15 protein-coding genes are annotated in these 11290 nt (G+C 70.3%); 4 read left to right on the forward strand and 11 right to left on the reverse strand.

The features are described from left to right. Positions 1-29: 29 nt before the first annotated feature. The 4 genes from ITJ69_RS04485 to ITJ69_RS04500 all read right to left on the reverse strand — a co-directional run bounded on the left by ITJ69_RS04485 (position 30) and on the right by ITJ69_RS04500 (position 3859). Positions 30-1349 (reverse strand): GNAT family N-acetyltransferase, encoded by a 1320-nt coding sequence (locus ITJ69_RS04485; RefSeq protein ID WP_194672118.1) that lies wholly within the window; start codon positions 1347-1349, stop codon positions 30-32. Positions 1350-1378: 29 nt separating this feature from the next. Then, positions 1379-2854, reverse strand: coding sequence for a cryptochrome/photolyase family protein (locus ITJ69_RS04490; protein WP_194672119.1), 1476 nt, complete (start codon positions 2852-2854; stop codon positions 1379-1381). A 38-nt stretch (positions 2855-2892) separates the two neighbouring features. Continuing rightward, positions 2893-3255, reverse strand: coding sequence for a hypothetical protein (locus tag ITJ69_RS04495; RefSeq protein WP_123291944.1), 363 nt, complete (start codon positions 3253-3255; stop codon positions 2893-2895). 64 nt (positions 3256-3319) lie between these two features. Continuing rightward, complete coding sequence (locus tag ITJ69_RS04500; RefSeq protein WP_194672120.1) at positions 3320-3859, reverse strand: hypothetical protein; 540 nt, start codon at positions 3857-3859, stop codon at positions 3320-3322. 99 nt (positions 3860-3958) lie between these two features. Here ITJ69_RS04500 and ITJ69_RS04505 point away from each other — a divergent pair, with 99 nt between their 5' ends. After that, the gene (locus tag ITJ69_RS04505) at positions 3959-4636 is read left to right on the forward strand and encodes a DUF402 domain-containing protein (protein ID WP_194672121.1); all 678 of its coding nucleotides are present in this window, start codon (positions 3959-3961) and stop codon (positions 4634-4636) included. 6 nt (positions 4637-4642) lie between these two features. On the opposite strand, the gene ITJ69_RS04510 is transcribed toward ITJ69_RS04505, so the two are convergent. Next, positions 4643-5140, reverse strand: a complete 498-nt coding sequence (locus tag ITJ69_RS04510; protein ID WP_194672122.1) for a hypothetical protein — start codon at positions 5138-5140, stop codon at positions 4643-4645. 71 nt (positions 5141-5211) lie between these two features. Between ITJ69_RS04510 and ITJ69_RS04515 the strand changes: the two genes are divergently transcribed. Together ITJ69_RS04515 and ITJ69_RS04520 are read left to right on the forward strand one after the other, a co-directional pair. Continuing rightward, positions 5212-5823 (forward strand): hypothetical protein, encoded by a 612-nt coding sequence (locus ITJ69_RS04515; RefSeq protein WP_194672123.1) that lies wholly within the window; start codon positions 5212-5214, stop codon positions 5821-5823. A 52-nt stretch (positions 5824-5875) separates the two neighbouring features. Then, positions 5876-6724 carry an ornithine carbamoyltransferase gene (locus ITJ69_RS04520; protein ID WP_194672124.1) on the forward strand — a complete coding sequence of 283 codons (849 nt, stop codon included), beginning with the start codon at positions 5876-5878 and terminating at the stop codon, positions 6722-6724. On the opposite strand, the gene ITJ69_RS04525 is transcribed toward ITJ69_RS04520, so the two are convergent. From ITJ69_RS04525 to ITJ69_RS04550, 6 genes are all read right to left on the reverse strand, one after another. Further along, positions 6718-6858, reverse strand: coding sequence for a hypothetical protein (locus ITJ69_RS04525; protein ID WP_165901085.1), 141 nt, complete (start codon positions 6856-6858; stop codon positions 6718-6720). The genes ITJ69_RS04520 and ITJ69_RS04525 overlap by 7 nt on opposite strands. A 17-nt stretch (positions 6859-6875) precedes the next feature. Then, complete coding sequence (locus ITJ69_RS04530) at positions 6876-7403, reverse strand: hypothetical protein (RefSeq protein WP_194672125.1); 528 nt, start codon at positions 7401-7403, stop codon at positions 6876-6878. Between the two features lie 11 nt (positions 7404-7414). Beyond that, positions 7415-8068, reverse strand: coding sequence for a signal peptidase I (locus ITJ69_RS04535; protein WP_323742977.1), 654 nt, complete (start codon positions 8066-8068; stop codon positions 7415-7417). Beyond that, entirely contained in the window at positions 8065-8949 is an 885-nt protein-coding gene (locus ITJ69_RS04540) for a hypothetical protein (protein ID WP_194672127.1), read from the reverse strand. The genes ITJ69_RS04535 and ITJ69_RS04540 overlap by 4 nt, the downstream gene beginning before the upstream one ends. Then, on the reverse strand, positions 8946-9542 hold the full coding sequence (locus tag ITJ69_RS04545) for a TasA family protein (protein ID WP_194672128.1): 597 nt from the start codon (positions 9540-9542) through the stop codon (positions 8946-8948). Before ITJ69_RS04545 ends, ITJ69_RS04540 begins: the two co-directional genes overlap by 4 nt. Positions 9543-9693: 151 nt before the next feature. Beyond that, on the reverse strand, positions 9694-10248 hold the full coding sequence (locus ITJ69_RS04550) for an alternate-type signal peptide domain-containing protein (protein ID WP_123291956.1): 555 nt from the start codon (positions 10246-10248) through the stop codon (positions 9694-9696). Between the two features lie 356 nt (positions 10249-10604). Between ITJ69_RS04550 and pnuC the strand changes: the two genes are divergently transcribed. Continuing rightward, a complete protein-coding gene (gene pnuC, locus ITJ69_RS04555) occupies positions 10605-11270 on the forward strand; it encodes a nicotinamide riboside transporter PnuC (protein ID WP_123291957.1) in 666 nt (221 codons plus the stop codon). Positions 11271-11290: the final 20 nt, after the last annotated feature.

The raw sequence follows: 11290 nt of genomic DNA on the forward strand, positions 1-11290 counted from the left end.
GCTACGCCGTGCGGCGCACGCGCGGTGGATCAGAAGTAGGTGATGCCGTGCGGGGTCCGCGGGGGCAGGAGCATCGCGCGCAGCAGCTCGATCGACGCGGGGTCCGCAGCGCGGACCAGGCCGGCGGCCGCCAGGGTGACGGGCGAGACCGACCCGATGAGCAGCGCTCCGAGCTCTGCCACGTCGAGCTGGACGTCGGAACCGGCCACGTCGACGTCGTCGGCGATGCGCGTGACGCTGCCACGGGCCTCCTGGACGTCCAGCCGGTACGTGCCGGTCGTGTGGCCGAGCGCATCGGTGACCGCGAGTGTCAGCGAGCCGTCGACGGCGAACGGCCGCGACTCGAGCACGGCGGCCACGTCGAGGACGCGCAGCCAGACGTGGTCCTCTTCGTGGTCGACGTCGTACGCACGGTTGTCGCCGAGGGCCGCGACGATCGGGTCGTCGAGGCGCGAGCGGTTGTACTTCACGACGTCGTTCAGGTCGATCGACAGCACGAACTCCCACAGCGCCGTGTAGGCCTGGTCGTTCGCGTAGACCAGGTCGACGATCTCGAGTGCGGTGTCGGAGGACCCGTCTTCCTTGACGCGCCAGGTGACGTAGCCGTCGATCTCGTCCGTGCCCTCGGCGCGGTGCGCCGCCGCACGGACGTCCTTCGCCTTCTGGCCGTCGTTGCCGAGCAGTCCGAAGACGACCGGCCAGGTGCCCGCGTTGCGGACCATCGAGCCGGGCGTGCGGGTGTGGAAGCGCTCGAAGACCGCCTTGCCGGGGCCGTCGGCGAGCCACTGCGGCGTGACGACGGACACCGAGCCCGACGTCGGGGCGAGGAGGGCGAGTGCGCGTTCGCGACGTACGCGCACCGCGCGCTCGCGGATCGCGCTGCCGAAGCCGAAGCGGCGGTAGATCGTGCCCTCGGACGCGGTCAGGGACGCCACGGCGTAGCCCTCGGCGACACCGCGCTCGAGCGCGTGCGTCATCATGCGGCGCAGGATGCCGCGGCGACGCTCGGTGGGCCGGACGGTGACCGCGGAGATGGCCTGCGTGTCGACGGACGACCCGTCGCCCCAGCTCAGTGCCTTGCGGAACCACGTGAAGGTGCCGGCGGGCCAGGTCTCGTCGACGGACCCGGGGAAGGGCTTCCGGACGTAGACGCCCAGGAAGGTCTCTTCGTCGGCGATGAAGTGGGACGCCATACGGGCTGCACCTTCGGCGTCCGGATCGGCTTCGTGGAACCCGAGGCCGACGGCCTGCATCCACGATCCGGTCTCGGCGTTCGGTGCCCCCTCGTCATCCGTCCCGGGCGCGAACTCGCGCAGCTCGTAGCGGTCGTCGAATGCCTCGTTGCTCACGCTCACGACCCTATCGGGACCGGGTGACGTCACGGCAAGGTGCGACGGGCCTCCTGCGCGACGACCTCGTCGAGGTCCGCCAGCGACCGCATCTGCTGCAGCGGGCGAGCCATCCGGTGGTTGTCACGGAGCGCAGGCTCGGTGCGCGCGAGGAACGCCCAGTACCCGGCGGTGAAGGGGCACGCGTCGTCGCCGACCCGCTTCGTCGGGTCGAAGCGGCAGCCCCCGCAGTGGTCCGACATCCGGTCGATGTAGCGACCGCCCGACGTGTACGGCTTCGTGGCGACCATGCCGCCGTCGGCGTGCTGGGACATGCCGATGATGTTCGCCGGCATCACCCAGTCGGTGCCGTCGACGAACACGTCGGTGAACCACTCGGTCAGGTGCACCGGGTCGTAGCCGCGCTGCAGTGCCCAGTTGCCGAGCACCATGAGGCGCTGGATGTGGTGCAGCCAGCCGTGGTCGTGCAGGCCCTCGATCGCGGTCCGCACGCAGACGGCGTCGATCACGGACGCGTCGAGCTCCCGCCACCAGTCGGGCAGCCGTCCGTGCGCGCCGAGGGCGTTCTCCGATGCGCCGTAGTCGTCGCCGAACCACCAGTAGAGGTGCCAGACGTAGTCGCGCCACCCAGCGACCTGGCGGACGAAGCCCTCGACGCTGGCGAGCGGGGCGGCCTCGGTGCGGTGCGCTTCGAGGGCGGCGTCGATCGCCTGCCGCGGATCGAGCACCCCGAGGTTCATCGGCACGCTGAGGAGCGAGTGCGCCATCGTCCAGTCGTTCGTCAACGTGGCGTCCTCGAACGGCCCGAAGTCGCCGAGGCGCACCGCGACGAAGTCGTCGAGCGCACGCTGGGCCTCGTCCGCCGTCACCGCGAACCGGCGGGTGTCGTCGCGGCCGACGAACCGGGCGGTGCCGTCCCGCTCCCAGCGGTCCAGGTCGTGCCGCACCTGGTCGTCGATGTCGTCCTCGTCCGGCCACCAGGGCTCGGGCAGCCCGAGGGTCGTCGCGCCCTTCGGCGGCGGCTGGCGGTTCTGGCCGTCGAGGCTGAACTTCCCACCGATCGGCTTGCCGTCGCGCAGCAGCCAGCCCTCACGGCGCCGGACACGCTCGTAGTGGTCCTCCATGCGGAACCGACCCGTGCCCTGCGCCGCCCACTCCGCGAACTCGTCCTCGTCGGTCACAAACCCGCGGCTCGGCAGGACCACGGTTCCCCGGCCCCAGTGCCGGATCTGCGCGCGGAGGGTACGGGACGGCGGATCGATCGCCTCGAGGTCGTCGCGGCCGGTCAACGCCTCGCGGAGGGTGTCCACCTGAACGTGCTCGGCACGGTCACCGAGTTCGTGGACGCGGTGGCGCAGGGCACTCAACCAGAGGTGGGCCTTCGCCCGGTGGACGGGGCGAGCGGTGAAGAACTCGCGTGCCTCGACGACGAGCGCCGGGCCGCCGTCGTCGAACAGGGGCCCGTACTGGCCGGGGAGGACCAGGCGACGACGTTCGGAGGGCATGGGTGGACCGTACCCAGCGAGTGGGGTGGAGCTGTCAGTCAGGGGCGTTCGTCGACGAGGGCGATGAACCGGCTGCCGATGCCCTCGACCTCACGTCGGGTGAGCCCCGCAGTCGGTTCCGGCGCCTGGTACGGCTCGTGGTAGTCGCACATCAGGTAGTCCCACTCCGGCCACCACTTCTTCGGCCGTGCTTCTTCGGCGAACGCGCAGACGACGCACTCGAGGCGAACCCAGACCTTCTTGGCACCCGTGCGGTTCGCTCGGGACTGCACGAGCCACGCGGGCGGATCCTGTTCGATCGCGTCGAGTTCGGCTTCGCTGAGACGCGAGGGGATTCCGTGGTGGGTCGCCATCTCGAGGGTGATGTCAAGTCGAACGGCGGCGTCGCGTCGGGAGAGCATCCGACAAGATTAGGTTCTGTCGGGGCGCAGTGCTCGTCGGAGCGCTCGGTGCCGGTCGGACCGTTCAGTGCCCGTCGAGGGCGTGGCATCCGCCGTCGAGGACCCAGCCCGCCGCCGTGACCTCGGCCGTGCCGTCGCGCTGGACCTCGCCGATCAGGCACCCGGACATCTCGACCTGTGCCTCGAACAGCACCTTCTCGCCGGTCTGCGTCGTCACGATCCAGCGGTTCGGTGCTCCGACGCCGTCGAGGATCTCCTCGACCGCGGGCTGCAGGACCGGGGTCGACTGCGCGGCGAGCTCCCGCTCCACCTGAGCACGTGCGACGTCGAGCGCTGCCGCCGACTCCGCGCTCAGGTCGGTGCGGTCGTGGTGCCGCTTGTTGAGCCCGTACTGCGATGGGCTGTCGGCGCCGGGGCCGGCGCCGTCCCCGGAAGTGGCGTACGTGCCCGCAGCGCCCGTCGGTTCTCCGGTCGTGGCGCCGGCCTGCGTGCTGCTCGTCGACGGGCCGCTCGAGGCCGTGCTGCTCTCGACCGCGCAGCCCGTCAGCACGATCAGCGCGAGCAGCGCCCCGGTCACCGATGCGGTCGTTCTGTGGTCCCCCATGAGCGGCATCCTGACAGAGCGCGGGGGAGAGCACGGGGCTCGACACCGGATCGTGATGCAGGGTGCGGTGACCGAGAACTCCTGTGAGAGCATCACCGGATGCACGACGATGTTGCGAACGACGTGCGGAGCGAACCGTTCCGCTCCGGTGAATCCGTGGTCCTCCGCAGTCTGCACGCGCTCGGTTCGCACGGTCGAGCCGTCGCCTTCGCCGTCGCGGGTCGAGTCCTCGTCGATGACGACGACGTCGCGGTGGTCGCGAGTCCGCTCGGTTCCGCGGTCCGTCGCCGGGCCGGTACCGGCAGCGGACCGAACGCGCGGCTCGTCCTCCCCTCGGACTGGGACGGCTCCTACGTCGAGGACAGCTGGTTCGGAGCGACCGTGGTCCGCGTGCACCCGAAGGGCGCAGCGTGGTCGGTGTGGCGCTGGCACGACGGGACGCAGTGGCTGCCGGACTGGTACGTCAACCTCGAGCTGCCGTGGGTGCGTACCTCCGTCGGCTTCGACAGCCAGGACTGGACCCTCGACGTCATCGCGACCCGAGACGATGCGGGCCGTTGGTCGGTTCGGTACAAGGACGAAGACGAACTCGCGTTCTACACGGACGAGGGCCTGGTCACGGAAGCGGACCGCGCGATGATCGAACGCACCGGCGAGGATGCCGCCGCGGCCGTGCACGCGGGCTCGTTCCCGTTCGAGACCGACTGGTCGCGGTGGGTGCCGGACCCGAACTGGTCCGCCCCGCAGATGCCCGCAGGGTGGGATGCCGTCCGCTAGCTCCGCTCAGTGCGTCTGCGCTGCGAGGTCGGCGTAGGCGGCGGCGTACCAGCTGACGGTCGAGTCACCTGCCGTCGGCCCGATGGTGATCGAGTCGGCCGACGTCACGACGTAGAGGTCTTCGTCGTGGCCGCACTGGACCGAGCGCGCCGCGAGCTCCCTGCCGGTGTCAGCGCCGTCGGCGATGCGACCGCCCCAGACGGCCATGCGGACGGTTCCGTGTCCCTGGCAGGCGACGGACACGCGGACGTGTGCGCGCTCGCCGCCGTCTGCGACGCCCAGGGACAGCCGACTCGACGCGTCGTTGGTCCCGGCACCAGCGCCGAGTTCGCCGGGCTGGTCCGCCCACCGATCCTGGACGTTCTCCATCCAGGCGGAAGCGTCGTCAACCGGCGTCGCACGGCCGGAGCAGGCGGTGAGGGACACCACGATCACGAGCGTCAGCCCGATGACGCTGCTCCATCGGCCGCGGCGAAGGTGGTCGTGCACAGACGAAGCAATCATGTCGATCACAGTGTCGTGCACGCCGGCCGCTCCCGCACCCTCCCGTTCTGGCGTCGTACGCTGGGCGAGTGGTGAGCGCGATCGTCCTCGTGATGGCCGAGTACATGGTCGACGACTCCCCGCTCTGGTTCCGCGGGTCGCGCGAGTGCATCGGGAGCGTTGATGCGGGAGCACTCGGGCTGAGCAGGCCGCTGCGCGACGACCTCCGGGCGTGGAACGACGTCTTCGATTCCCACGGGGAGCCCGACTTCGACTGGCCTTCCGGAGCGGTCCGTGACGCTCATCGCGTCGAAGCGTTCGTGCTCGCGAGCCGTGTGCAACTCGAGCTCGGTGACGATGCTCATGTCTGGTGCGGAGCCGGCGGCGGCATCGACACGGTGGCCGAGGCGGGTACTGCCGTCGTGCTGCCGACTGCACGGCCCGGAACCGATGTCGAGTTCTTGCGTGACGGGGAGCGGGACGTCCGGTCGGCACGCGCCGCGGGTACTGGTGATGGCACCGCGAAGGCGATCGTGCACTGGCGTGCCCTCACCGAACGAGTCGGGACGCCGTTCGGTGACGCCGAGACCCGCGCACTCGGGCTCCGGACGGCAGCGCGCATCCAAGCCGATGTCGGCGTTGGTGCCCAGGTGGTCTTCCTCAGCGGCGCATCGGTGGCGTATCGATCGGACGAGTTCGGCTGAGGCTGACACCCTCCAAGCACACGCTGTTCCGGACAGTCCCTACGGTGGTGGGATGCGTTCTCTCGCCAAGCTCGATGACTGGTCTCCGTCCGACGTCCATGCGGTCTTCGAGCTTGCTGACGCGTACCAGCACGGCCGGGGACCGGTGACGGCGGGGTCGGCAGCCATGTTCTTCCCGCCGACCAGTCTGCGAACCAGGGTGACGTTCGAGCAGGGTGCTTCGCTGATGGGGCTCGGTCCGATCGTGTTCCCGGACACGACGCTCGACAAGCCAGAGGCGCTGGCAGACGTCGCCCGGTACCTCGTCAACTGGGTCGACATCATCGTGGTGCGTCACCGTGACCTCGCCGTCATCGAGGGACTGGTTGCCGCGCATGCGCTGCCTGTCGTGAACGCCATGACCGACGAGAACCACCCGTGCGAGGTCCTCTCCGACCTCTACGCACTGCGGCAGCGTGGGGAGATCTCGTCGCTCCGCTTCCTCTTCGTCGGGGCGGACGGCAACATCGCCAGGGCATGGCAGGAAGCTGCTCGAGTCCTGCGACTCGACCTGGTCCAATGCTGCCCGGCCGGCCTCGCAACGCCGGGCGCTGCATGGACCGACGACCTCGAGACTGCCGTGCGGTCGGCGGACGTGATCCTGACGGACGGCCCCGGAGCGCACGTCGACGCCCTCGAGTCGTACCGGATCACCGCGGCGCTCCTCGACCTCGCGCCGACGGGAGCCCGCTTCGACCCGTGTCCGCCGTTCGTGCGTGGCCGTGAGGTCAGCGCCGATGCCGTGGAACACCCCGCGTTCGTCGGGCACGGGTTCAAGGCCGCACTGCTCCCGGTGCAGCAAGCAGTGATGGCGTTCTGCCTCGGTCTCGGACCGTCGGGCGGCTCCGCCAGCCGTCAGTAGTCGGGGTCCTGGCGGTCCTGGTCCTGCCAGGGGAGCATCCGACCGGCGACCAGCGACAGCACGCCCCCGAACATGAAGACGAGCAGCACCGCCCACCAGGGGTTGCGTCGTTCGCGCGGCTGCTGTCCGTCCATGCCGTCACGATAGCGGGTCAGTCGGTCGCACCCCGGGGCGGTTCGACGAGCAACCCGACGCGGTCGGCCAGGTAGTCGGCGAGCGGGACGGCGGAGCCCGCGGCCGGTGACCAGCGGACGAGCGGCACGTCGTCCTCGACGAAGAGCACACCGGTCGAGCCGACGAGCGTTCCGTCCAACGCGATCGCCGTGGCGCCGTGGTTGACGGTGTCGCCGGCCGCGAAGTGTCCCTTCGCCGCAGCAGCGCGGTAGGCCCGACGGACCTCGGCGGAGACCGACTGGAACTGTGCCCGGCCCGGATCGGTGACCCGGGTTATCGCCCCGGTGGCCCAGACCCGACCGCCGGACTCGAGCGACGACCCGATCAGCAACGCACCGACCCGCCACACACGGCCGAGGGGCCGCATGGTCGCTTCGCGGCGGATGCCGAGCACCGCCTTCGGCTGCGCGTACTCGCCGAGCGCCTCGTCCGGCACCCCGGCGGAACGGAGCCGTCGTGCGGCGTCGTCGAGCAGTTCCCTCGCTCGCTGCACTCCGTCGGTCACGTCCACCGAGCCTAGACCGGGGCCTGCCCCGAGCCCCGGTGCGATGCCCTGCGGCGCCCGTGACCGGCCGTCGCACGTCGCCCGCGCCCGGACGCCCCACGTCGACGGCGCGCGGCCGTGACCGTGCCGATGGTGATCATCACGCCGCCGTACGCCAACAGGACGCCGGCGACGGTCGGGATGAGCCAGCTCCGCGAGCCGTTGACGAGCTGGTTGACGACACCGATCTCGGGGATGCTGTACCAGACGACTCCCCGGATCTGTGCGGCGGTGACGGGGTGCGGGTCGGCCTTCGCGTTGTTGTCGCCCTTGAGGACGAACGTGCGCGCCCCGTTCGACGACGAGGACACCGAGGTCACGCGGTGGCTGATGACGGCCGGCTGGCCGGAGACGATCTGGTAGGTGACGACGTCGCCCACCTCGATGTCGTCGACGGCGGTCGGGCGGACGACGAGCAGGGTGCCCGGGGGCAGCGTCGGCTCCATCGACTGGGTCAGGACCGTCAGCGGCATCGACCCGGTGGCCTTGGGGACGACGACGAGCACGACGGCGAGGGCCGCGACGAGCAGGAGCAGCCCGGTGCTGAGACCGAGGACGACGGCGTGCACGACCGCACGCCCACCGGAGCGCTCCGCACGTTCGGGACGAGCCGCCGCGCGGGTCACGCGCCGCACCGGATCGCCGCGCCGTTGTTCTGCGTGAAGAGCGTGACCGGGCCGCTCCCGGCGACGGTCGAGGTCGGGTTGCCGGCGCTGTCGAGGACCTTGACGGTGACGGTGAGCGTGCCGGAGGTACCCGCGCTCGCCGGGATGTCGCTCGGGGCGATGGTGATGAACGCCGAGTAGTCCTGGGCCTTCTGTCCGACCGGCGTGGTCCCGACGTAGGCGGCGTACCAGGTCTCCTTGGGGCGGCCTGCGGCGTCCCAGGTGACGTCGACGTAGTTGCCGCTGTGGTCGTTGCAGGTCAGCGCTGCTTCCGCTGCGGAGGTGTTCAAGTAGAAGCCTCCCTGCACGACGCCCGACGTCCAACTGCCGCTCGCCACGGTGAGGTTCACGTTCACGTTGGCCGTGGCGGATGCCGGCGCCGAGGACTTGGGCGTGCTGCGGGTGCACCAGATGGCCGAGGCGCCGGCGGCGAGCTTGGACGTCATGCTCGGCAGTGACGCCCAGGTGCCGGTGACCGAGCCGCTGCCGACCGCGGTGTTCGTCGTGCACGCCGCGGTCGTGGCGACGGGCCACGCGACGACGGTGACCGCCTGCGCGAGCGCCGTCGAGCTGCCGGAGACGACGGACACGGTGGTCGTCGCGGTGCCGGCGATGGAGCCCGAGTTGGTGAGCGTGATCGGCTTCGTGAGGGACGTCACCGTGGACGAGAAGGTGGTGGTCAGCGCGCTCGTGCCGGCGATCGACGCGGAGACCTTGCCGATCGTGACGCTCGAGGCCGTGGTGCTGGACGCACTCCACAGTGCCCAGGCGGCGCTCGACCCACCGCCGACGAACACGGCGGTGAGCAGCACGGCGACGACGAGCCGGAGACGGCGGTTCATGCGGAGACCTGCGTTCCGGTGACGGTGAGGGTGAAGTCGGTGACGGCACCGGACACGCTCTGCGGCGCGTCGGCGTCGAGGACCAGCTCGACACAGCCGACGGTGCTCGCACCGGGCTGGAGCGTGAACGAACCGCTCCCGGTGTCGAAGGCGGCGAGACGGCCGCTCGCGCCGGACAGCCCGGTGGTGCAGGCCGCAGCCGATGACACGTTGGTCAGACGGAGCGTCAGCTCGCCGAGGACGGCCGCCGACGACGCGTTCGTCGCGTAGGCGACGTTCATGGACGTCGTGGCGACGCGCATCGAGAGCGGGATCGAGCCGGTGTTCTTCACGGCGAAGGTGCCGGTGACCCCGGTGCCCGGTCCGAGGACGGTCGTGTTCATCGTCGACAGGGTGCCGACGGTGATCGTCGCGGTCGCGGACTTCACGGTGGTGGCCGCGGTGCTGGCGGTGCCGTTCCAGAGGGCGTAGGTCCCGCCGACGCCGAGGAGCGCCGTGGCGACGGCGACGACCAGGGCGAGCGCGACGGGCGGGATCCACCGGTGGCGTCGTGCCGCGCGGTGGCGGCCCGTCGTCCTCGGTGTCCCGGTCATGTGCGTCCCCTGGTGCTCGTGAGCCTCTGCTGGTGCGGGCCACAAGGGCCCAGGCGGGCCACAAGGGCCCAGACGGGCCACAAGGGCCCAGCACGGACCACGACCGGCGGATCAGGGGCCGGTCGTGGCCCGCGTCAGTGCGATCGGTGGATCAGGAACCGATCGCGGTCTGGGTGAGCGTGAAGGCCAGGGCGCCGACGTTGATCGACCCGTTCTGCCCGGTCGTCGCCGAGGACGGCAGCGTGATCGTGAAGACGACCTTGACGGTCGAGGTCGACGCCGACGGCGAGACGACGAAGGTGTTCGCGTTCGACGTGGACTGCACGACGGTGGCGCTCGAGGACGTCACGGCGAGGGTCTTCTGCGTCGCGGCGAGGAGTGCGGAGTCACCGGTGATCGACTGGCTGGCGTAGGTCAGGTTCGCCTTGAGGTCCTGGCCGGTCGCACCGATGTTCAGCGTCTGCGTGAACTGGAACGTGTTGCCCGGCACCATCAGGGCGGTGGTGGGGTTGATCGCGGTCGAGCGGCCGTTCGTGATGTCCGTCCAGGCGCCGTCGTTGTTCGCGCTGAGGGTCAGCGTGCCGGAGCTCACCGAGGATGCGGCGCTGGAGGCACTGGCGTTCCAGAGGGCGAAGGTGCCTGCTCCACCGAGGAGGAGGGCGATGCCGGCTGCGCCGGCGATGGCACCGGTGACGATCTTGTGCATGGTGGCGGGTCCGTTCTGTGCGTTCAGGGCGCACTGGATTCCACCGGCTCGTGATTCGGGTCGTCGTGCCGGTGGGACGGTGTCATCGACCTCGCGGGTGAGGGGTCGCGGCTGACCTTTGCCGAGAGCGGTCGCCGGGCTCCGGAGCGCAGATCTGCTGCTCGGGCGGGCTGGACTCGCTCTGGTGACGACGGTACTCGTCCCCCAAAGTGCGGACAAGTGGGAACATGATTTCGCATGGACCCAAAACGGGGGTGATTTTTGTCCACCCTGTGGTGGACATGTTTGTACCCCGATCACCACCGGAATGCCGGACATCCCCCGACCGTTGCACCGACCGGAAACGAGGAGGGCCCATGGGCATCGTGCGCTGGCTGTTCGACGCGCAGATCGTCATCGGCGACCAGACGGTGCTCTGGCGCGAGGTGATCGGCAACGTCTTCGGGCTGCTCAGTGCGCTTGGCGGGATGCGCCGCAAGGTCTGGGCCTGGCCCGTCGGGCTGGTCGGCAACGCGCTCCTGTTCACCGTCTTCATGGGCGCACTGTTCGACACCCCGAACCCCGTCAACCTGCTCGGCCAGGCCGGCCGCCAGGTGATGTTCATCATCGTGAGCATCTACGGCTGGTACCGCTGGACCCACCGCCCCGACGACACGTCCACCGTGATCGAACCGCACTGGGCATCGTGGCGGACCCGCGTCCTGCTGGTCGTCGGCATGGTCGGTGGGACCGCCCTGCTCACGCCGGTGTTCCGCGCCCTCGGGTCGTACGAGCCGGTGTGGAGTGACGCGTGGATCTTCGTCGGCTCGCTGCTCGCCACCTACGGCATGGCGAAGGGCTGGGTCGAGTTCTGGCTCATCTGGGTCGCGGTCGACCTGGTCGGTGTCCCGCTCCTGTTCTCGGCCGGGTACTACGCGTCGGGTCTCATGTACGTCTTCTACGGCGTCTTCACGCTGACCGGGTTCTTCGTCTGGGCGAAGCAGCGGGTGAAGCCCCCGGCAGCCCCCGTCACCGTCGGCTGACGAGTCGGCTGACGACCCGG

The sequence above is a fragment of the Curtobacterium sp. VKM Ac-2887 genome (assembly GCF_015350935.1).
Taxonomy (GTDB): domain Bacteria; phylum Actinomycetota; class Actinomycetes; order Actinomycetales; family Microbacteriaceae; genus Curtobacterium.